Here is a 22112-nt window from a genome sequence, read left to right as displayed (position 1 = left end):
CTTTCCAATAAAAGTTGTCAGATTTCATCAAACTGAACTGAACTTCAAACAGTGGTGCTTCGTGACAAATTGGTGGAGGTTGTTATGTCTTTTCTACCTGAAGATGCATCTCGTGCCAGAATACGCGAGGCAGAAGCTGCCCGACGGAATAGGCTGGAGATTGTTCAGGCCCTAAGGGGCCAATGCGCCATGGCACGCGCCAGCTCTATGGTAAGCGCGCGCGCCATGGCGCAGGCCACCGCCACCTGGCCTGGTTTTACGCCGCCGCGTGGCCGGGTTTTGCACCGACGTTGACATGAGGATTTCCACCTCGCGGGCCTCGTGGGCACGCACCTTTGACAAGAGGTCTTCTGCACCCTCGACAGGGAAGGACAGAACCCCGTCTTCGTCACCTACGACGATATCTCCCGGATTGACGACTTGGCCGCCGATGGTCACCGGGATATTGATTGCGCCAGGCCCGAATTTATAAGGCCCCCGATGCGTCACCTCGCGGGCAAAGCACGGAAACTCGTTGGCAGCGATGGTGCCCAGATCACGAATGGCGCCGTCGATGACGAAGCCGGCAGCACCGCGGGTTTCGGCCAGAGTCGTGATGATTTCGCCAATGATGGCCCGATTTGTCGCGCCCTCGGCATCAACGACAAGGACGTCTCCGGGACGCATTTGATCAAGAGCTTTGTGGACATACAGATTGTCCCCGGCCGCTACGCGAATAGTCATGGCCCGGCCAACCATCGTTCCATTCACACGATGATAAGGGCGGATTCCGACAAAGCCGGGCAAGCGATCCAGGTTATCGCTGATGTTGGCAGTCGCCGTTTTCTTGAAACCGGCAATCAGTTCGTCAATCGTCATACTGTTCGATGTCATCAGACATTCTCCAGTTGTTGCAGCTTCACACAGGCTTCCCGGAGGGCATGACTACCGGCCTCGACCTCATCCATTGAGGTTCCAAAGGACAGGCGGATGTAGGGCGACATTCCGTAGGCAGAGCCATCAAGAACCGCGACACCTGCTTCCTCCAGAAAGTAGAATGCGACATCGACATCTGTTTCCAGAACCTTGCCGGCCGGGGTCGTGCGCCCGATCATTCCGGAAACCGAAGGGTAAAGATAAAAGGCACCAGCCGGAGCGGTCACATCGATACCAGGCGCGTCCTTTAGGATTTCGACCATCCGATCGCGACGCTGCCGGAAAAGGTCGGTTGCTTTCGCCACGCAGGACTGGTCACCAGTCAGCGCGGCGACTGCAGCAATCTGGCTGATCGAACTGGCACACGTCGTGCTCTGCCCAATGAGCTTGGCAATGGCGCCAATGAGTTCCTTTGGCCCAGCGGCGTAACCAAGACGCCAACCTGTCATCGCGTATGCTTTTGAGACGCCGTTGACGACAAGCATCCGGTCGGCCAGTTCGGGCGCGACCTTCAGCAGCGTGACAGCTTCCGCACCATCGTAAACGATGTGCTCATAAATCTCGTCGCTCATCACGGCGACATGCGGATGGCGCTTCAGGACCTCAGCAAGGGCTTCTAGTTCTTCAACTGAGTAAAGAGCGCCAGAAGGGTTGTTCGGTGCGTTCAGCACGACCCAACGGGTATTCGGGGTGATTGCTTTTTCCAGTGCTTCTGGAGTGAGTTTGAACCCCTTGCTTTCCGGGCACGGGACAATCACGGGCGTCCCGCCGTTCAACTCCACCATGTCCGGGTACGACACCCAGTAGGGGGCAGGAATAATGACCTCTACCCCTTCTTCGACAGTTGCTGCGAACGCCTCGTAGATAAGCTGCTTGGCGCCGGTCCCAACGATCACGTTTTCCAGCGACACATCCAGCCCGTTCTCGTTCCGGAATTTCTCGACGATCGCTTTGCGAAGTTGAGGAATGCCTGGAGTCGGGGTGTAGTGGGTCTTCCCGCTCGTCATCGCATCGATGCCCGCCTCAATGACGTGCTGAGGCGAGTCAAAGTCGGGCTCCCCAATGGTCAGGTCAATGATGCGGCGTCCGGCAGCTTGAAGTTCAGTCACTTTTTGCTTTGCAGCAATACTTGCCGAGGGCTTCAGCCGGATCACGCGTTTATTGAGCTGAACGCTCATAGGACCTCTCCTTCCACAATGTGACAAGGAAAGTGCGGCGAATCGAATGATAAAAAAAGCGATATTTTTTACTACAATTATATTCCTAAAAGGAATTGTTTGTTATGAGGTTCGCTGTAGTGGGATCATCAAATCGCACCGTTTGTATCGTAAAAGCGCTTCTTTAGAGAGAAGGAACGATCACTTCTTTGCACTGCCTTGGGAACAAGTGCATTAGAGCCTGTTGCACTCAATCGGCCTCATACCCTGCGGCTTTGAAGTAGTTGTAGCATTCCTCGTCGGAGAACAGATCGCAGACCTGGCCGACCGCAGCCCATAGTTGATCGTAGGTTCGTGCGGCAGCTTTTCTGATCAGCGCCTTGAGCTTGGCGAAAGCCATTTCGATCGGGTTGAGGTCAGGACTGTATGGCGGCAGGAACAGGAACCACGCGCCGACATCGCGCAGTGCTGCCGCCGCGGCGGGGCTCTTGTGGCTGGAAAGGTTGTCCAGAATGACAACGTCGCCAGCCCTGAGCGTCGGGACCAGCTGGGTTTTGGTATAAAGGTTGAACATCTCGGCGTTCATTGCGCCATCGATCACCCAAGGCGCGTCCAACCGGTCATGGCGCAGAGCTGCAATGAAGGTCTGGCTCCGCCAATGTCCGAACGGCGCATGATCGACGAGGCGCTGCCCACAAGGCGCCCAGCCGGTGGTCTTGGCCATGTTCGTCTTGATCCCGGTCTCATCGATGAACGCCAATCGCTCCAGATGGTTGGCCATGAAAGGCTGGCGTCTCCCGATCCAGGCATGGCGCAGAGCGGCGACGTCCTGGCGCTTCTGTTCAAGCGCCTGCAAGGCTTTTTTTGTGTGTCAGCCCGAGCCCGCGCAACACCCGCCAAACGGTGGCACGGTGCACGGCGATGCCGTGGGTTCTGTCCAGTTCGACCACCAATTCGTTGAGCGTGATCTCGCCCTTTTTGGTGACACGCGCCTTGAGCCAATCGGTTACGCCTGCCAGCTTCCCGTATCCGCCGCCATTGCCTTGCCGCTTGGGCGTCAACAACCCGGTCTCGCGCCGCAGCTTCACCAGATCGTTAACGAATTTGGGCGACACTCGAAAGTGCCGGGCCGCCTCACGATGGCCGTGGCCTTCGTCCACATAGGCGACGACCCGCGTCCGAAGCTCCATTGGATGTGGCTTGCCCATCAGACCCCCCATACCTGCCTCAGCACAAGGGAAGCACATCATAGGCAAGCTGGGAATCCTGAATCTCGATGCCCGCGACACGCTCTAGCGTCCGAGGCTGGCATAATAATGCGAAGAGCCCTGAGCAGTCGTTCAGCCCATGCGCAAGATTGTCGATCACAATGCAGTTGCAGCTACGGGTCCGTGCGCAATCTCGGGTATGTGCGCCAGCAGCGAATGACCGCTCTACGTCCTATGGGATGGCTCTGCGGGCATACCACTGCAAACACATCGTCAAAGCTGGGCCGACACTCGATTGCGTGGGCGATACCACGCTTGGGAGCGGCCATCGACCTTGCGGACCTGTAGGTCGAAACGTCCTGTTTCATGAATGACCTGCCGCCAACTCCGGCATCCATAGCTCTCAGGCTGCTCTTCGGGGTAGCGCTTCGTGATCCAGCTGATGGCTGTGTCGACGGATGCCCAGTCACCGCTTGCCAGTTCCATCGCGGCCTCATGCAAGGCCTTGTTGATGGTCGTGATGTGCCAAGGAATACGGCGATGAACAAAAAAATCCTCAAAATCAGGTGAGGCAAGATAATCGGCAAGGACTTGGCGGGACCGCTTCATATCGCTCGCCCAGCAGCGCAGCTCCTCGGAAGCTCGGGTGATGCGATCCAAAGTCCTTGTAAGAGTCTTCTGCGCAGCACGACAGCCGCCGACGGTCCGCAGGTTATGTTGCTCCAGGAATTGATGGGCAAGCGTATTGCGCAGCAGGACGAGGTTGCGGTGCTCGGTCTCTATGCGGGCGAATTCCTCGGCGGGGAAGGCAATCATAAACTTCCAGGCTATGGATGGGGCATCCTCCCGGTCTTTGCACATCCCCTCCTGGCCCTCGCGCACGAGGAAGGAGCCCAGCATTTCGTTGACCAGCGATCCCATGGTTTTCCGCCCTGTCTCGGCCGCGCGATCGGCCTGAGCTTCTTTTGCGCCGGTCATGGGGGCCGAAAGCTGATGCCCTGCCACCATCGACTTCATCAGGAGTTCGTTGGCCTGCAACCGAAGAAGGCACTGCCCGAACAGGTGCTCGACTGCATGTCGTGCCGCTGGCAGGCCCTCGTCATGCAGCGTCATCCAATCTCCTTACTGGTCTGCTTGGCCATGCACCCGCCATGGTGCCCAAGACCGTGCCGTCGGTCAACGGAGTGCGGGCGATTGATTGCGCAGGAGATATGCGGATGTCCGGACCCAAACCGGCCCGTCGCTCACGCTGCGGCGAATGACCATTTTCTATCCTCCGTGACGATTTTACGCTGGCTGCAAACGGCGACCAAGCAACAATACCGAACGTCCGCTCTGTCCGCAAAGCGGCCGCTGGACTCACCGGATTTCCATATCTGCATTGCTGCTTCCGGCATGAAGCGCCCGATAGACCGTCATCCGGGACACGCCGAGGTCGCGGGCGATCCGGGCCTTGGAAACGCCGTCCGATGCGAGCTTTCGGATTTTCGCATCGTCCACCCGCTTCTCCCGTCCCTTGTAGACGCCCTTGCCCTTCGCCGCCTCAATACCGGCGCGCTGACGATCACGAATGAACTTCAGCTCCATATCAGCCACCATGCCGAGAACGGTGATGAGCATCCGGCCCATGTCCCCGGCCGTGGTGACTTCGGGTTCGAGGACGCGAAGTGACGCCCCCTTGGCATCCAACTCGTGCACCAGGTTCAGCACGTCGCGGGTGGACCGGCCAAGGCGGTCGAGACGATGCACGACCAACTCGTCGCCCGCGCGCATAAACTCCAGAACGGTTGCCAGTTCGCTGCGACCGTCGCGGGATGCCCCGGATCCTGTCTCGGCCCGAATGATCTCGCAGCCTGCCGCCTTGAGGCTGGCCTTTTGAATGTCGAGATCCTGACTCGATGTGCTGACGCGAGCGTATCCGATCCAGGGCATGGGTGATTTGTCACATTAGGGTGGCTGATCTGCTGATACTGTCACAAGCACCTTTTTGCCAGGCATTTGTGACATTCTGGGCTGTCACATTTGATCGCAACCTATGGGTGTGCCCGAAGGTGACGTAGAGCCCGATCCGAGGCTACCAGGCGGCAGAACGCCACGGCTGTCGTCTATCCTATACCTCTGCAGCTATCTCTCAGGCAGGCATGTCTAGGTCGCAACCGAAGAGCGGATTTTGGACGCCTGATTTCCAGACACAGTTTTTGGACAAAAAGTTAAGGGTAGGTAGGCGCCTGACACCTGTCGGCAGCCGTGCCTGGCAGAAGAGCGTCTGGTAGACAGCGACAATTCGGCGATGTTCCAGGCCCATGCCCGCGACACTGTTTGCACCGATGCAGTCGGGCGGCATGGTCGGCATCCATCTCTGCCCCTGTGCCCCGCTTGCCCGCATGGAGCTGCGCTTGGTCCTGGAGGAGCTGCTTGGACGGACCTCGGCGCTCGCGCCCGACCCGGTCGAACCCGCAACACCTACCCACTATCCCGACAGCGGCTGTCTATTACTGTATCTGCAGATCTCATGAGGCGGCTATATTTTCGTCGCCTCACGCGCGTTTGTTGGGCGGAATGAGATCGGTGAGGGTAGCGAAAAGAGCTAGGAACAGACTACGACTGGGAAGCAGATGCCAGTTTCGCAGGCCTTGCGCCGATGGCACGACAATCCGGCCAGTGGCGCTGCAATGCCTTCGTCCAAGGCAGGCGCAAGATCCTCCGCAAGGCGCTCTACATGCCCACTACATGTCCACGATTTCTCGAACCGCGTCGGATGGCAAGCAGGCACTGCCGTTGTCAGAGCCCACCATCCACCCGTGGGCGAACGCGCAGCCACAATGTCCCATGCGCTGGCAGGTCGATGCTCAAGGTGCCGTCCTTGGCCAGGTCGAACGGCCCGCTCCCGAGGATGGTCGCCAGCCTACCCCAAGCCTCCGCGCTGTCCGGCCGGCATTGGGATCTGCTGGGCCGCTTGCTCAGATTGTGCAAAAGCAGGACGGATCGGCTGTTCCAGGTGTAGCGGAGCGCGAAGATCTCGGCATCAGGGAAGGGGATGAAGCTCCACTCGCCGAACGCGATCTCGGGCATCTCGCGCCGGCGGCGGATCAGGCGCTGCATCCAGGTCAGCATCGCATCCGGCTCATGTTCCTGGGCGGAGACATTGATGGCGCCCGGAGCCCATTTCCTGCTGGGGACCTGAGGGCGGGACAGCTTGTCCTCGGGTGCCGTCGAAAAGCCGCCATTCGGGTCATCAGACCACTGCATCGGGCTGCGCACGCTCAGTCTGCCGGGAATGTCCAGGTTTTCGGCCATGCCGATCTCTTCGCCGTAGAACAGGACCGGTGCGCCCGGCAGCGCAAAGACAAGGCTGTAGACCAGCCGGATGTGATCGGCGTTCCCCTTCAGCATGGTGGGAATGCGCCGGCGTAGACCGCGGCCGAACAGTTGCATGTCCTTCTTGGGACCGAAGGCGCGGAACACCTCCTGGCGCTCGGCCTCGGTCAGCTTGTCCAGCGACCACTCATCGTGGTTGCGCGCGAACTGCGCCCAGCCGTCGTCGGGATGGAGCTGCGGCATCGCCCGCAGGCAATGGACCAGGGCACCCGCGTCCTCTCGCACCAGAGAAAGGGCAAGCGCCTGGTTCATGTTGAAGTCCAGGCACATGTTCAATTCGCCGCCGTCTTCGTCGCCATAAAAGCGCCGGACTTCCTGGTAGGGCAGGTTGACCTCGCCCAGAAGAACAGCGTCGCCGCAGCGGCGAGTGATGAAGCTGCGCAGATCGCGCAGCCAGTCGTGGAGATCCAGTTCCGGGGGAGTGTCCTGCCCTTGGGTTTCCAGAAGGAAGGGAACGGCATCGACGCGAAAGCCAGACAGGCCGAGTTGCAGCCAGAAGCCGACGATCTTGTGGATCTCGTCGCGCACGCGAGGATTGCCGATGTTCAGGTCGGGCTGGTGGCGATAAAAGCGGTGCAGGTAAAACTGGCTGGTGGCCTCGTGCCATTCCCAGTTGCTGTTCTCCTTGTCTGGAAAGACAAGGTCGTCCGACCCGTTCGGCGGGAGCGCGTCGCGCCAGACATACCAATCACGATAAGGCGAATTTCGGTCAGCGGAAGCCGCAGCGAACCAGGGATGCTGGTCCGACGTGTGGTTGACGACAAGATCCGCGATCACGCGGATCCCCCGGTCCCGCGCGGTGCGCAGGAAAACCGCCAGATCCCCCAGCGTTCCCAGCCGCGGGTCCACCCCGTAATAATCGGTCACGTCATAGCCGTCGTCCTGGTTCGCTGTGGGATAGAAGGGCATCAGCCAGATGCAGGTCACGCCCAATCCCGCCAGATGGTCGATGCGGCGCGTCAGACCGGCAAAATCGCCAATGCCGTCGCCATTGCTGTCTTGGAAGGTTTCAACATCGAGGCAGTAGAAGACAGCATTCTTCCACCAGACGTCGCCCGTGCGGCTGATATCCATGCAGGCTCCTTTCTCCACGCAATGCGTCGGTGCCCTGGGCGAGAGATCTGCCGTCGAACGCTATGGCTGTGGGATCGGTTCACCACAGGGACCGGCCGGCACGCCCGAACCCGTTGTCGCCCAAGACGTTGCGCAAGACAGCGGAAAGGGAGAAATCGCATGAGCGGGAGCATGGGGGACAGTCGCGTCGTGGTCATTACCGGCGCCTCGGCCGGGGTCGGTCGGGCGGTCGTGCGGGAATTTGCAGACCACGGCTGGCGCGTCGGGCTGATCGCGCGCGGCCGTGCAGGTCTGGATGGCGCGCGCGCTGATGTCGAGGCGCGAGACAGTGAAGCACTGGTCCTGCCCGCTGACGTCGCTGATGCAGCAGCCATCGACAAGGCGGCCAATGCCATCGTAGACCACTGGGGGCGGATCGACCTGTGGATCAACGCCGCAATGGCAACAGTGCTGGCACCGGTCGCCGATGTCACGCCCGAAGAGTTCCGCCGTGTGACCGAAGTGACCTACCTAGGCCAGGTATTCGGCACGCAGGCTGCCTTGCGCCACATGCGGCACCAGGGAAGCGGCACAATCCTCAGCATCGGTTCGGCCTTGGCGTATCGCGGCATTCCGCTGCAGGCACCCTATTGCGCGGCCAAGTTTGCAACCCGTGGGTTCCTGGATGCCCTGCGGGCCGAGCTTATCCATGAACAAAGTCCGGTGCGTCTGACAGAGGTTCATCTTCCTGCCGTGAACACTCCCCAGTTCGACTGGGCGCGCAACAAGATGCCGCATCGTGCTCAGCCGGTGCCGCCCATCCACAAGCCCGAGGCGATTGCCAAGGCCGTGTATCGTGCAGCCCTCCAGGCCCCAAGAGAAGTCTGGCTGGCTGGTTCAGCCGTACAGGCGATCCTGGGCGATGCCGCTGTTCCAGCTATCGTGGACAATGTTCTGGCGCGGAATGGCTATTCCGGCCAGCAGACCGACGAGCCAGCCCGGGACCGGCCCGACAACCTGTTCGAGCCGATGGACGATGCCCGGGACTATGGCGCTTCGGGTCGATTTGGCGACGCCGCGCGAACCCGTGTGACCGCATATCACCAAAACTGCAACCGTTCTTCTCGACGCGCAACGCCAGGACGCCCGGGTGAATGCAGCGCCGCTCTCGTGCAGCGCTCTGATCTTCGCTTGCCCCTTGCCATGGCAACCTCCTTCAAAAGGGTGTTGCGACGACCGGTTGAGATCGCCTTGGCTGCCGCGGTCTGAATGATGGATCAGCTTGTCAGCCTCGGATGGTGCCCTCTGGCAGATGGCTTGGTTCAGGGCATCGAGAACAAAACCGGTCGTCATCGAGGTTGAGACGCGCCAGCCAACGATCTTCCGGGCAAAGACGTCGATGAATGAGGAGGGTCAGAAAACAGTCCAGTGGACTGTTTTCCCGACGAATGGTCGGATGGTGCCCTCTGGCAGATGGCTTGGTTCAGGGCATCGAGAACAAAACCGGTCGTCATCGAGGTTGAGACGCGCCAGCCAACGATCTTCCGGGCAAAGACGTCGATGAATGAGGAGGGTCAGAAAACAGTCCAGTGGACTGTTTTCCCGACGAATGGCGACATACACCATCCCTTGCCAGCTTGAGACATAGGTGAAGTCGCTGACCCAGAGCTGGTTCGGCATGTCTGCCTTGAAGGCCCGGTTCACCTTGTCGTCCGGGCATGGCTGGGCGGTATCGGGATTGGTCGTGACCACCTTCTTGCCGCGCACAACGCCTTGCAATCCCATCGCCTTCATCAGCCGCTCCACCGTGCAGCGAGCGATATCGTGCCCTTCGCGGCGCAACTGGTGCCAGACCTTGCGCGCGCCATAACGGCCCCGGCTGTCATCGAAGGCCTCCTTGATGGCAGCCAGGTCGAGGCGATCCTGTTTGGCCCGATCCGATGCCAGGGCGGGGTCTCGCTCCCCAGCCTTGAAGCTGTAGAATGTCGATGGTGCGATCCCCAGAACCCGGCAGATCGGCCCGACACCATGGACACAACGGTGATCATCGATAAACGCGATCATCTGCGGAACGGGCGGTCGAGCTCCGCCGCTGCGAAATATGCGCTCGCCTTCTTCAGGATCTCATTGGCCTGGCGCAATTCACGGACCTCGCGCTCCAGTTCCTTGATCCGGTCCTTCTCCGCGCTCGTCAGGCCGCCGCGCTGACCGGCATCACGTTCAGCCTGCTGGCACCACACGCGTAGGCTATCGGGCGAACAGCCAAGCTTCGGCGCGATCGCCCTGTAGGCAGCCGTGTCGCTGGCATAGTCGCCACGGTTCTCTCGGAAAAGCCGAACACCGCGTTCGCGAAGCTCGGCCGGATAGGCGGGGGTGAATCTCGGCTTTGACATAGGGCTCATCCTTTGAGTGTTTTACTCTCCGGTAAACCCGGGGCGGTTCAGCTGGTGGGGAGGTCGGCGCGCTGCTTGAGCATGCCGGAATAACTGAAGCCTATCTTCAAGGACATCTCGTGGCCCTTGCCGTGGCGCCTCGAGAGCCTTCTCCGGAGGCATGGCTGGGCCCGCTCCTGGGCGGGATTGAGTTTCCGGGGGAGGGGTCGGTCAACCAGCTGCTTGGCTTTGTGACGATACAAGCCGAGCTTGCCAGTGACGGAGCCAGTGATGCCAAGATCGTGGCGGGATGGCTTGCCACCTTCGACTCGAAAGGCTTGCAGGATTGGTCGACCGGATTTTCCGATCTCGTGTCTGCTTGCCCGCGCTCTTGGCGGGAGAAATCGCTGGCGGCCGACGACAAGCGCGTTCTGCGTGAGGTCGAGTCGATTGCCCAAGGTGCCGAGAGCGCAGCCTTGCGCGCCATACTACCGTCTTGGATCGTTCGTCGCCATGCTTTGAGGCAGTAGGATCATTGTTACACGACCGAGCAGGTTCGGCCCTAAGCTGCCGACCGGGGGGAGCAACCTGCTGCACTGCAGCTTCTCCAAAGCAGCCATTCAGGTTTGCTGCAGCGGCTAGATCAGGGTTGGCCATCGGGGCAGCGATCGGACGAAGCAGACCGTCATAAGAAAACGTGCAGCGATGTCTTTTACTGTCAGCTGAAAAACTTGCGCGTTGATCAGGCGCGCCCCTGATATGTATGGCAGGCGTTAATGCGCCAGCATCTCCTGAGCGATCTCTTCGCTGCTCAAGGAAGACGGATAGTAGGTCGGCCAGTTGGTGACCTCTTCAAGCAGCGCCGCCCGATCATCGCCCCAATACAGGTGATAATGACTTGCGTCCTCCGGGAAGATCCCATGATCGCTGAACTGGATGAAGTCAGGGGCCGCGTCATCGCCCTCGACCTTCTCGAAGACGTAGCGGACGCCTCGGTTGCCGGCCTTGTAAGTAAGGATCTCGTAGCCATCGTCTTCGTACATCCCCGTTATGACCTGATCACCTTCATGGAAGGTCACGCTGCTGCCGTCGATGACAATCCGGTCGACATCGGTGCGATAGCCGGTTTCGTATTCGGCCCGGTACTCTTCCGCTGTTTTCGACCCGTTCTTTGCTTTGTGTTCCATGACAACATCCAGCGTGCCATCCTGCAGATAAGGATAAACCGACTGCCAATCGCCTTCCCAATCCGAAAGCGTACGCTCCTTGATCTGCGCGTCCTCGAAGATGCCGCGACGGATGTCTTGGGAGACAGGATCATGTGAATGGCCATGAGCGTGGAGATGGTCATGATCGTGTGTATGTGCCGAGCCTGTGGGGGTATTTGGCTGCTGCGCTTGAACCTGTGCCGTCAGGAGCAGCAACGACCCCGCTGCAGCCAACAACCCGGTGCGTGTGACAAATTTCATCGTCATGTTCCAACTTCCTTATATCTGCAACAGGGGCGTCACAGTTCACCGGCTAACCGATATGTAATACTATAACAATATGCAACAGTTTGGATGCGGGACTTTCCTGTCCGTCGCATTTGTCGCGCAAGGCGTGACCAGTGCGGCTCTTAGCGTTGATACTTGATAAACGGCGTTACTTTCGCGACGCGATCGTAAAGCTGTCGTGCTGACGTATTGAACTCCTGCGTGAGCCAGTAGACCGAAGGCGTGCCATTGGCATCCGCCGCCACGTAAACCGCTTCGATCAGAGAACGCCCCGCTCCGGTGCCGCGAGCTTCCGGAACCACATAAAGGTCCTGAAGGTAACAAACATCCTCGACACGCCAATTGTGCGGATGAAGGATGACATGAACAAGGCCAATGGCTTGATCATTCGCCTCTGCGATCAAGCCAAACTGAGTCGAAACAGCCGGATCTACAAGCCTGCCAAATGTTGTCGAGTAGACCTGATCCGACACCGATGTTTCATAGAACTCCAAGTATGCCTTCCAAAGCGCTCTCCATTCCGTTTCGTCGGCAGGGCGCAGGGGACGAACCGTGACTGACATCAGCACTATCCTTATCATAGCAAGTCCGCGCCCAAGGCTTGGGACGCCAGAGCTTCACAGATTAACGGAAGCCTAATCGAGGCCCCGAATGACTGCAAAGAGCTCAGTAGACCGGCGGCACCGGCGTTGACCTATGACTACTTGAAGCAACGGCGAATGGTGGCTTCTGCAGAATGTCCTGCGGCTGGCGCTGCGCATATGTCAGGCAGCTTACCGCCCAGATGCTGCTGGGTTTGGTAGCTGGGCAGTTCTCGTGACTACCGCCCCTTTGGCTGCTGTGGCCCGACTATGGCTGAGATAGATGCTTGATGAGCGCGGGCAGTTCAGTCTGCACTGTGGTCCAGACGACATGCAGGTCGATGTCGAAATACCCATGGGCGATGCGGTTACGCATCCCACGGATACCGCGCCATGGGATCGCAGTCTTTGCATCCGCAAAGTCAGGGTGATCCGATACGATCCGGCTCGCGGCCTCTCCAACGATCATCAGGCTCATCACCACGGCGCGCTGCGTCCGCAGATCAGCTAGGAAATCCTCTTCGGACATGCCTTCCGTAAAGGTGAGGGCATCGGCCGCTGCTGTCACCATCTGCAGGATGTAGTCTGGAAGCCGATTGTCTGCTCTCAAACCGGGAGCGCCTGCCGCAGGACTTCCGCACGGATATGCGGAGGCAGGTCCATCGGGGTCTTCACATCGACCCGAACGCCAAGTGCTTCTTCCAGCGCATCCTGCAAGCCTCCCAGATCGAAGAGCGTGGTCTCCGGCAGAGGTTCGACTAGCACATCCAAGTCGCTGTCCGCCCGATCCCTGCCTGTCAGAACGGAACCGAACACCCGGGGATTGGCCGTGCGATGCCGGACCGCAAGTTCACGGATCAGGCTGCGCCCCTGTTGCAGGGCTTGGGATGGCGTCTGGCTCTGCATCACAAGGTTCTCCTACGACTAATATAGGCGATCTGGTGGCGACATCCAATCCGTGATCACGCCCTCGGGAGGCATCAGGTCGCCAGGCTCTCTGTTCGCTGAGAGTAGCATGAACGACTGTTTGTGCAGGTTGCCGCAATCGCCATGCCGCATCGCCGTGAGGCTACACAAAACGACTCGGAAATCTCGTGATAGCATTGAGACTGTCGGATCATCCGAAGTCAGGGTGGGGCAGGAGGACAGGAGGTAACACCATGTCCATTGATCTTCTCCCTGCGCTCCGGCCTGAACGTCCTGCCTGGAACAAGGGGCGTGTCATCGGCCAGAAACGCCCGCTGCTGCCGAAACACGTCTGGTCGATCCGGGTCCGCCTGGAGATGGCGAACAACCGACGCGACCTGGCGTTGTTCAACATGGCTGTCGACAGCAAGCTTCGAGGCTGCGACTTGGTCTGCCTGAAGGTCCGGGACGTTTTTGCAGCTGGAAGGGTGAAGCAGCGGGCCTCCGTTACCCATAGCAAGACAGGCAAGCCGGTCCGCTTCGAAATCACCGAAACGACACGCCACTCGCTTGAATGCTGGATCGCAGATCCGGAGATGCTTGGGCTGGAGTATCTCTGGCCCAGCCGTCTCCACCACAGTGCGCATCTGTCGACGCGCCAATATGCGCGCATCCTACGCGAATGGGTCTCGTCGATAGGTCTCGAGCCAAGCGCCTATGGCACACATTCGATGCGCCGGACGAAGGTGGCGCAGATCTACAAGAAGACGGGCAACCTGCGGGCCGTACAACTGCTGCTAGGACACACGAAGATGGACAGCACTGTTCGATACCTCGGCGTCGACCTCGACGATGCGCTGACGCTGTCAGAAGGGATAGATCTCTAGTCCGGAATCCGGCCGACAGATTTCCTGCCGGCCGGCCCGCCGCGGCCAGTTGACCTTGGCTGGCGCTATGCCGCAACATCTCCATAGCCGCCCTTCAGTCTTAGAATTTGCGCGAGGTTGATCGAGGCTAAGGCGTACCGCGCCATCTTCCTGCTGGTAGCCAACTGGCGGGAGGTCTACCGCCTGCATTCTAAAAGAGAATTACCCTTGTTATCGTATTGCGCCGCAAATGTAAGAGCGGGGAGTTCCATAGGCAATTATTGCAGGAACCCGGTAGATGCTGCCAAAAGTTCGTTAGGCGAAGAAGGTGACAACTATGCTGTATACTTTAACGGCGAACTGATATCGGTCTCGCGGTTAAGATCAATCTTCAGAAACTAATCTTTCGGCACCAGACGCTTGACTGCGTGGTCCCACCACCAGAATATTCTCCTGCCTGAACTAGGCAAGAGGCCACAGATGACCAAGGTTACTGACGATTGGCTCTTAGGTGATTACATCACCTGCGAATCCAAAGCTTTCCTTGGGATTGCCAAGCAGGAGGGTGAATCAAATGCTGTACATGAATGGCATTTGGAACGATCTGCAGAATACAAGGAGACAATATGCGCCCGACTTACTAAGCTTGGCCAAATGCAGTGCGACACCGCCTTAACAACAGGTTCCGGCGGAATAGGCTATTATCCTGGAGTTTTGGCAAGTTATGGCTATTTAAACTTCCGGATTGACGCTGTACAGAAGTATCAGCGAGACGCCAAGTCGATTCTGGAGCTAATTCCGGTGGCGTTTCATTACGGAGAAAAAATAACTAGGTTAGAGAAGCTGCAGATCGCTGCACAAGCAGTTGCGCTTGGAAGGCAGTTCGATACCGCGATCCCACAAGCAAAGATCATTCACGGTAATAACTATTCTCAGACTTTCGTTTCGCTCGCCACCTTTTCTGCGGAAGCCGAACGTATCCTTCAAGAAGTAGGCAGCCTAAAGCGGCAAACCACCCCTCCAAAGACCGCACTCAATGCCCATTGTAATGCCTGCGTGTATTCTCGTCTTTGTCGCGAGCAGGCTAAGGAGCGAGACTGTCTCACCTTGCTTCCGCGGCTTTCCCCACGTGAGATTAGCAGTCTCGAGGCCCGTGGAATAACGACAATTGCCCAATACTCCTACACCTATCGTCCGCCGAAAAGGCGGTCACGACCCGCGAAGCCCAAACATAACTTGGCGCTACAGGCAATAGCCCTAAGGACAGGAAAAATATACGTCACCAAAGAAGATCTTGCGCCACATAGTCAAGCCGGGCTCTATTTCGACGTAGAGTGCGACCCGGACAGAGACTTCTATTATCTAGTGGGCGTTTTAGACACAACAGGGGTAGAGCCCAGATGTGACCAGTTCTGGGCAAATGACGAATCCGAGGAGTCGAAGATATGGTTGCAGCTTTTGTCGCTAGTGACTGAAAGGAAATCGTGTCCCATCTACCATTATGGCGACTTTGAGCGGAGATATGTTCGCCGAATGGTGAGGCGTTACGGTGGTGATGGGGCTGAAGTGGAGCGCTTGCAATCAAACCTGGTAAACGTTCTAAGCTCGGTATATTCGCAAATCTACTTCCCGGTGTACTCCAACAGCCTAAAAGAAATTGCCACATACCTTGGGTTTCAATGGACGGAAAAAGGTTCGGGAGGTGCGATAAGCATTGTATGGCGGAAACGATGGGAACAAAATCCCACCAGAGAGGGGATGCAGCGCCTTCTGACCTACAATTACGATGACTGCTCCGCTCTACGCCTGGTGGTAAGTTCCATCGAGCTACTAGCGCGTGGAGGGTCAGGGAGGGTCGTGGATGTTGCCTCATTGATTCCTTTGGTGTCCCGCCAATATGGCGAGGTCGATTTCGTGCTTCCGGATCTGCACGTCATCAACAAAGCCGCTTATTTCGACTATCAGCGCCGAAAAGTGCAGGTTCGTACAAGCCCTCTCGTAAGGAAGGCGCTCATCCGCGAGGCAAGGAACGGTGTGTTGGAAGGGAGGCCGAACAAGGAAATCAATATCGTTGCTCTTGCCGCTTGCCCACATTGCACGACGCAAAGGCCATACACCCATAGATACTTGTCGAAAACTGTTTATGACCTAAAGCGCACGAGAAGTGGTATAAAGAAATGGATCGTCAAGCATAACTATGCAGACTTTAGGTGCCGTGCGTGCGGAAAGATCTCGACAAACTTGAAGGGGATCGATCGACCGCATTCTAAATACGGATCGGGTTTCATAGGTTGGTGCGTTTACAAAAACATTGGTTTACGTCAATCGCATGGAGAAATAGTCGAAGAAGCAAGAGAGTTATTTGGCTTAAGCGTCCGGCGTGCGCTATCTTCAAGTTTCAAGAAGGTAACTGCTCAGCGACTGGGGCCTCTATACGACAGATTACTGGCGGAGCTGGTCAAAGGACCGGTGATTTACGCAGACGAAACCACAGTTAAGTATGTTGGCGGCAGTGGGTATGTGTGGGTATTCTCAACTGCCGATTCTATTTTATACGTCTACCGGCCAACTCGCGAAGGAGAATTTCTGAAGAAGATGTTAGGAGATTTTAAAGGTGTGTTGGTGTCCGATTTTTATGCTGCCTACGACTCGCTTCCTTGTTCCCAGCAAAAATGCCTTGTGCATCTAATCAGAGACATAAATGATGATCTACACAAAAATCCACTGGACGACAGCCTACATGATTTAGCTCAGCGCTTCACCGCCGTGCTCAGGCCTATCGTCAAGACCATCGATACGTACGGACTAAAGAAGCGTTATCTGCGCAAACACCGGCACGATGTAGAACTTTTTTTTGGTGATCTTTCCATGTCGCCACAAGAATCCGATGTTGCTGCGGCCTTTCGGGGGCGGCTCCGAAAAAACCAGTCCAAATTATTTGAATTTCTTAACCACGATGGAGTAGCGTGGAACAACAACATCGCTGAAAATGGCGTAAAACGATTTGCGTTCTTGCGAAGAGTAATCCTCGGATCGTCGACTGAAGAAGGGATAGGCGAGTATTTGACGTTACTAAGCCTATCTGAGACACTTAAGCGACGAGGGCAGTGCGTCTCGGAGTTCTTTATGTCGGACGGGCGAGAGGCCGAAATACTTGGTATAAAGGATTGATCAAGTATTACATGGACTCAGTTTAGCGGCGGTTCAGGAGGGGCCGTTTGAGCGACCTTGTCGTACACGATCTTTTCCGCAAAGCGGTCGCGCTAACTTCTTGACGGGCACGAGTCTGGGCCTGCCGAGCCTTCTTGCCCATGCCGCGGATGCGCATGTCTTTGATTGTCCGCTGCCGGAGTGAGTTGGTTCGTTCCTGCGTCATGTGAACCTCATATATGGTAAAGGGGAAGACCCCGATCGTCGGACTAGAGAGGCCTCACACTCAGAGCTACCGTGCAAGCGGCGCCGAACGCCTACTACGCGTGCTATTGCCGCGGAGCGGCTTAGCATTACAGTTGCACCTTTCGTCGAAGGTGGGCCTGCCTTGCCGCGGCTTGATGGGCCCTTCGCCACATCGACCATGCGATGATATGAGCCGGTTCGATCTGACGTTGGGCCAAGCCGAACAACGTGCCACAACAAAAACCGCGGAGAACGCCTCGTCCTCGACTGCTAACCCATTGTTTCCACATAAGTGAGACGTTCAATCAGGATCAAAATGCCGTCGGAACTGTCGAACTTCGGTGGCCAGCGTTCAGAAACAATGCATCTGGAGCCTAAGGAAGGCGACGTCCTCGATCAGCGGAAGCACCTCAGCAATGCATGTGCAAGGAAGGATCGAGTATTCGTGCAAGTCGCGTTCGAAAACCTCTTACACGCTTTCACTATGGAAAAAGAAACATTCCAGACATCAAAGGGTTAGTTTCTATAATAGACTGAACAGGGCTCTGTTGCACAAATCGGCTGAAGGATTCATTTTTTGAATCCAGCGTGGTAGGCGGGGCGCATGAGCAGACCCGCACCCCCCGCCTACAAGACCAGGAACTGGCCAGCCTATAACGAAGCTCTGAAGCGCCGTGGCTCGCTGTTTGATCTGGTTCGATCCCGAGATGACGTGGGAGGCCAGGCCAACCGGCAAACGTGGCCGACAGCCTGACTACAGTGACGCAGCCATCCAGACCTGCCTGACGATGAAGGTGCTGTTCGGCATGGCACTCAGGCAGACGACTGGTTTCGTTGAGAGCCTGCTGCGCCTGACCGGCCTGGACTGGCCCGTGCCCAACTTCAGCACGTTGTCGCGGCGCCAGAAGACCCTGAAGGTCAACATTCCGTATCGTGGCTCGCCAGGCCCATTGCACCTGCTGATCGACAGCACAGGCATCAAGGTTGAGGGCGAAGGGGAGTGGAACGCCCGCAAGCATGGTGGCACCAAGCGCCGGGTCTGGCGCAAGATCCACATCGGAATTGACGAGCAAACGCTTGAAATACGCGCAGCCGAGTTCACCACCAGCAACGTAGGCGATGCGCCCATGCTGCCCGATCTGCTCGACCAGATCCCGCCGGATCAGGAGATCGCCAGCGTCACCGCCGATGGCGCCTTTGACACCTGTAAGTGCCACGATGCCATCGCCGCTCGAGGTGCTGCCGCAGTCATACCGCCCCGCAGAAACGCCAGTCCATGGAAGCCCGACACTCCCGGAGCAATCGCGCGCAACGAAGCCTTGCGCGCGTCCCGCCGCTTCGGGCGAACCATCTGGCGACGATGGAGCGGCTATCACCGCCGGAGCCGTATTGAGACAAAGATGCATTGTGTGAAGCTGCTGGGCCAGCGTCTGACTGCCAGGGACTTCGACCGACAGGTTGCCGAGTTTCAGATCCGGGTCGCCGTCCTGAACGGCTTCACCGCACTCGGCATACCCGTCACTGAAGCAACGGGATGAGTCCGTCCGGGGAAAGGGGAGCCTCAACCCTCAGACGTTTTGTGCAACAGAGCCACTGAACAGGTTAACCAAGCTTGCAACCCTTAGAGCGAGGTATGCCCAGCCGCGAAATACCCGCCTGCCGCTCAAAACACCCGCCCCTGCAGCTCCACTGTATTGTCTATATTCAGGTTCACCATTGGACATAAATCTTGAAAAGCAGTAAGAATAAGATTATCAATGCCGATTGAGTGGTTTTGCGTGAGGACGCTATGTTTAGTCGTTTTGCACCACTAATTTGCCTATTATTCGTTGTAGGATGCTTCGATCCACCAACCAGTTCCCCTGACCAAGATTTCGCGAGAGCTGTGGTTGAAGGAACTAAGGCCGCTTGCAATTTCATACCTTCGGCGGCCGCGATCGCAGCGCTCTTGAGCGCTGGGACTGCTCCAGCCGGGACACTTGCCAATTCGATCTGCCAGGAGGTCGCCAAGCTGCCGCAATTCGAGACGGATGAGCGACCGAGGATAGCGACTGTTACTGTCAACGGCATTGCCGTTGAAGGAACTCTCGTCGAGGAATAATAGGTTTGGTGTCTGAAATGAACCATTGGATCTGGGTTGGAAATACAGTCGTGCGGCGTTGCTCTATCGGTCGCACGATGGATCACGGTTTGAATGGCCCGAGCATCCTTGGCTGCGTCCTCGCAAGCACCGGCTTCGCACTCGCAACCGCTCTTGCTGCCTCAGCTCAGACGGGCACTTATCTGGAAACAATGCGCGCTCCCACGGAGGAGACGTTCGGGACCTTCAGCGAGCCGGGCCCAACCTCTTCTAGATCATTTGAGGCGGCGCGGGCGGCGCAGGACGTTGACCTGATGTTCCGCGAAGCAATCACCTCTAACCTCAACAGCAACAATGAGGCATCTACGCGGACCGATGCTGATGCGGCGTCAGCACCGGATTTGGAGGTGATAACTTCCAGTGAGCCGCGCAAGGTCGGCAACAATTGGATCGCCACATACGGACTACGATTTAAGGGGATAGATCTCAGCAGCCGGACGGATATTTCTAGCCTCTACTCACCCACGGCCGACCGTTCGAAGTTTCGCGGCCGCAACACACCGACGAGCTTCAGCTTTGACGTTTCGGGCCCGCTGTCGCCGTCTCCGGATATCGCCGCAACCGTCGCTCTTGAGGCTGCCATGGTGAAACTTCGCGAAATAGGCGTGCCGGTGCCGGAATTGCAGGGCGCTGACATAATAAACGAGGAGGTGCAGATCTGGGTGGATCCTGAGACGCGCATCGGCCATCTGGCTTGGTCTCTCGACCTCGCGCTGCCCCTCGTTACCGAACAGGAAAGCACCGCCTATCGGGTCTGGGTCGAGGCCAAACCCGGCCAAGCCCCTGCCGAAGTCTTTGAGGTTGAGGAACTGGTACTGAGGGAAGACTACGGGGTCGTTCTAGCTCGCGTCTGGCAGAGAACGCCGTTGGATGGAGATGGACTGGTGCCACTCACCAAGGTGCGGGTGACGAGGCAGGCCACGAGCGATTTACAATCAGAACAGGGCGATCAGGTTCAGCCCGTCAGCGGCTCCGGGAGCCTGACGCCAGTTGCCGAAGATGCCGCGCGCGACGTGGCGATTACGGACGAAAACGGAGTCTTCCGCTTCGAAGGGCCGTCCCCGGTGTCGACGCTGCAAGTCGAGCTTTCGAACGATCACTTCAAGATCAGCAACGCCGCCGGCGCTCCCGTCACTCTCTCGGTGATTAGCGATCCGGACGAAGGTACACTTCTCACGCTGAGCGAAGGGGCTGAGTTTGCCGTCGCCCAACACAGCGCGTTTTACTGGGCCAATATAGCACGCGACTTTGTCGGCGACGTTCTGACCCCGACCGAACTCCTCGCGATCGAGTTGCTTGTAAACGATGCTAATGACTGCAATGCCTCATGGGAATCCCTTCTGAACCGAATTTCGCTGCGCCGGGCCAGTCCGGCGTCCGGACCCAACAAATGCGTGAACCGAGCATATCGCGATACTATCTTCCACGAATTCGGGCATGCAGTTGACTTCGCATTCGGCGAAATTCAGAACAAGGCCTACAGCGAGGGTTTCGGCGATTCACTGGCAGTCCTGATGAAGGATAATAGCTGTTACGGCGAGAATTCACGTGGACCAGGCACATGCCTACGCAGCGCAATCGAGCCAATAATGGTGCTCGGCACATCTGGTTCGATTCACGATCAGGGCAGAGCCTATTCGGGCTTCAACTGGGAATTGCTTGAGCAGCTCTCGCAAACCTATTCCCGGCAGCAGGCGCTGGACATCACCAGGCGGCTGGCCCTTCAGGTGGCGCTTGCCAATCCTACAAGCATCGAGAATGCAATCTTGCTGACGTTCGACATTGACGATGACGACCTCGACCTGACGAACGGGACGCCTCACTCGCGCCAGATTACCGCTGCCGCGAAATCGCGTCGCATTCCCGTCCCCGATGGCCTTCCACAGCAATGAGCGAGTTGGACGTGATACCATGTACTCAGTTGAGCACACCACCTCGGCCGCGCTGCCGACCCACCATCTCGCCCGCGCACACCTGAAGGTCCTTGCCGTTTCCCTGCTGATAGCCAGTCCGGTCATGGCTCAGACCACGATCACGGCGCGCCCAATAAACCCTGATGCGCCGGATGTCGTCGAATTCCGTTCGCAGAGCCGCGATGAGCCGAGCGATCTATTGCGTAACGCGCGCGAGCTCGGCCTGCCAGCGGACCAGTTCTTCGCCACCATAGACCCCTCCCGCGCGGTCGTTCGCGCCGAAGCGCAATCTGATGACCTGATCGAACAGGCGGCAGCGCAAATCTGCCCCGAAGAACTCGTCGCGTCGGATCCTGACGAGCGCCGGGGCTGGTTTCAGGTCAACTACGGATCGCCCTGCAACATGTCGCTTTACTGCAACTGGCTGGTCGACACCGCAACCGACACCGCGGATTTCTTGCGGAGCGATGAACAGGGTGTATCCTCCGACATCATATCGGCGGGGGTGGTGGACCCCGACCCGCGGCTCCTCGCCGAACTCCCGGAAATTGCACAATATAACGACGACCACACCGACGGCTATCCCGAGCTTTCAATGACGCTGGTGCTTGCCGGCACGCGGCCCTGTACGCTCACGCGCTACTGCGACGGCCGCGATGACCTTCTTTGTGACGCGCGGTTCCTGTCCCTGAAAGCCGGGCAGATTGCTATTCAACAGATGGAGGAATGAC

The 22112-nt window shown here is 57.8% G+C and carries 18 protein-coding genes, 3 pseudogenes and 1 other annotated feature; of the genes and pseudogenes, 9 read left to right on the top strand and 12 right to left on the bottom strand.

Annotated elements, in window-relative coordinates; all coding sequences use genetic code 11:
* Positions 1–171: 171 nt before the first annotated feature.
* From Q5701_RS21045 to Q5701_RS21020, 6 genes are all read right to left on the bottom strand, one after another.
* A complete protein-coding gene (locus Q5701_RS21045; RefSeq protein ID WP_306752888.1) occupies positions 172–858 on the bottom strand; it encodes an RraA family protein in 687 nt (228 codons plus the stop codon).
* Positions 859–872: 14 nt separating this feature from the next.
* Positions 873–2093 carry a pyridoxal phosphate-dependent aminotransferase gene (locus tag Q5701_RS21040; protein ID WP_306752887.1) on the bottom strand — a complete coding sequence of 407 codons (1221 nt, stop codon included), beginning with the start codon at positions 2091–2093 and terminating at the stop codon, positions 873–875.
* Between the two features lie 229 nt (positions 2094–2322).
* Complete coding sequence (locus tag Q5701_RS21035) at positions 2323–2928, bottom strand: IS630 family transposase (RefSeq protein WP_306752886.1); 606 nt, start codon at positions 2926–2928, stop codon at positions 2323–2325.
* On the bottom strand, positions 2915–3262 hold the full coding sequence (locus Q5701_RS21030) for a helix-turn-helix domain-containing protein (protein WP_306752885.1): 348 nt from the start codon (positions 3260–3262) through the stop codon (positions 2915–2917). Before Q5701_RS21030 ends, Q5701_RS21035 begins: the two co-directional genes overlap by 14 nt.
* Before the next feature lie 291 nt (positions 3263–3553).
* Complete coding sequence (locus Q5701_RS21025) at positions 3554–4393, bottom strand: OST-HTH/LOTUS domain-containing protein (RefSeq protein WP_306752884.1); 840 nt, start codon at positions 4391–4393, stop codon at positions 3554–3556.
* Positions 4394–4639: 246 nt separating this feature from the next.
* Positions 4640–5212 (bottom strand): recombinase family protein, encoded by a 573-nt coding sequence (locus Q5701_RS21020; RefSeq protein WP_306752883.1) that lies wholly within the window; start codon positions 5210–5212, stop codon positions 4640–4642.
* Between the two features lie 371 nt (positions 5213–5583).
* Between Q5701_RS21020 and Q5701_RS21015 the strand changes: the two genes are divergently transcribed.
* A complete protein-coding gene (locus Q5701_RS21015; RefSeq protein WP_306752881.1) occupies positions 5584–5796 on the top strand; it encodes a hypothetical protein in 213 nt (70 codons plus the stop codon).
* A 113-nt stretch (positions 5797–5909) separates the two neighbouring features.
* A pseudogene (locus Q5701_RS21010) lies at positions 5910–5999 on the top strand (hypothetical protein); the annotation flags it as partial.
* A 62-nt stretch (positions 6000–6061) separates the two neighbouring features.
* Here Q5701_RS21010 and Q5701_RS21005 read toward each other — a convergent pair.
* Complete coding sequence (locus tag Q5701_RS21005) at positions 6062–7732, bottom strand: alpha-amylase family protein (RefSeq protein ID WP_306752880.1); 1671 nt, start codon at positions 7730–7732, stop codon at positions 6062–6064.
* A gap of 189 nt (positions 7733–7921) precedes the next feature.
* Between Q5701_RS21005 and Q5701_RS21000 the strand changes: the two genes are divergently transcribed.
* Positions 7922–8980 carry an SDR family oxidoreductase gene (locus Q5701_RS21000; protein ID WP_444875284.1) on the top strand — a complete coding sequence of 353 codons (1059 nt, stop codon included), beginning with the start codon at positions 7922–7924 and terminating at the stop codon, positions 8978–8980.
* A 185-nt stretch (positions 8981–9165) separates the two neighbouring features.
* Here Q5701_RS21000 and Q5701_RS20990 read toward each other — a convergent pair.
* Positions 9166–10104, bottom strand: a pseudogene (locus tag Q5701_RS20990) (IS3 family transposase); the annotation flags it as partial.
* Positions 9701–9817, bottom strand: a sequence feature (AL1L pseudoknot). Its footprint overlaps the pseudogene before it by 117 nt.
* Positions 10105–10175: 71 nt before the next feature.
* On the opposite strand from Q5701_RS20990, the gene Q5701_RS20985 reads away from it, so the two are divergent.
* Entirely contained in the window at positions 10176–10613 is a 438-nt protein-coding gene (locus Q5701_RS20985; protein ID WP_306755461.1) for a UPF0149 family protein, read from the top strand.
* A 243-nt stretch (positions 10614–10856) separates the two neighbouring features.
* Here the strand turns inward: Q5701_RS20985 and Q5701_RS20980 are convergent, their stop codons facing one another.
* From Q5701_RS20980 to Q5701_RS20965, 4 genes are all read right to left on the bottom strand, one after another.
* The gene (locus Q5701_RS20980; RefSeq protein ID WP_373568581.1) at positions 10857–11558 is read right to left on the bottom strand and encodes a ZinT family metal-binding protein; all 702 of its coding nucleotides are present in this window, start codon (positions 11556–11558) and stop codon (positions 10857–10859) included.
* Positions 11559–11701: 143 nt separating this feature from the next.
* The gene (locus tag Q5701_RS20975) at positions 11702–12142 is read right to left on the bottom strand and encodes a GNAT family N-acetyltransferase (RefSeq protein ID WP_306752879.1); all 441 of its coding nucleotides are present in this window, start codon (positions 12140–12142) and stop codon (positions 11702–11704) included.
* A gap of 286 nt (positions 12143–12428) precedes the next feature.
* Positions 12429–12731 (bottom strand): HepT-like ribonuclease domain-containing protein, encoded by a 303-nt coding sequence (locus Q5701_RS20970; RefSeq protein ID WP_306752878.1) that lies wholly within the window; start codon positions 12729–12731, stop codon positions 12429–12431.
* A 35-nt stretch (positions 12732–12766) separates the two neighbouring features.
* The gene (locus Q5701_RS20965) at positions 12767–13066 is read right to left on the bottom strand and encodes a nucleotidyltransferase family protein (RefSeq protein ID WP_306752876.1); all 300 of its coding nucleotides are present in this window, start codon (positions 13064–13066) and stop codon (positions 12767–12769) included.
* A gap of 254 nt (positions 13067–13320) precedes the next feature.
* Between Q5701_RS20965 and Q5701_RS20960 the strand changes: the two genes are divergently transcribed.
* From Q5701_RS20960 to Q5701_RS20940, 5 genes and pseudogenes are all read left to right on the top strand, one after another.
* A complete protein-coding gene (locus tag Q5701_RS20960; RefSeq protein ID WP_306752875.1) occupies positions 13321–13953 on the top strand; it encodes a tyrosine-type recombinase/integrase in 633 nt (210 codons plus the stop codon).
* Positions 13954–14412: 459 nt separating this feature from the next.
* Positions 14413–17103 carry an IS66 family transposase gene (gene tnpC, locus Q5701_RS20955; protein WP_306752874.1) on the top strand — a complete coding sequence of 897 codons (2691 nt, stop codon included), beginning with the start codon at positions 14413–14415 and terminating at the stop codon, positions 17101–17103.
* 829 nt (positions 17104–17932) lie between these two features.
* Positions 17933–18866: pseudogene (locus Q5701_RS20950) on the top strand (IS5 family transposase).
* Between the two features lie 571 nt (positions 18867–19437).
* Complete coding sequence (locus Q5701_RS20945; protein WP_306752873.1) at positions 19438–21360, top strand: hypothetical protein; 1923 nt, start codon at positions 19438–19440, stop codon at positions 21358–21360.
* Positions 21341–22111 carry a hypothetical protein gene (locus Q5701_RS20940; protein ID WP_306752872.1) on the top strand — a complete coding sequence of 257 codons (771 nt, stop codon included), beginning with the start codon at positions 21341–21343 and terminating at the stop codon, positions 22109–22111. The genes Q5701_RS20945 and Q5701_RS20940 overlap by 20 nt, the downstream gene beginning before the upstream one ends.
* Position 22112: the final 1 nt, after the last annotated feature.

Origin of the sequence: Paracoccus actinidiae (assembly GCF_030863885.1) — a bacterium.
GTDB classification, from domain to species: domain Bacteria; phylum Pseudomonadota; class Alphaproteobacteria; order Rhodobacterales; family Rhodobacteraceae; genus Paracoccus; species Paracoccus everestensis.
Note: the sequence above shows the minus strand (reverse complement) of the source record. Positions and strands in the feature narration are given on the sequence as shown.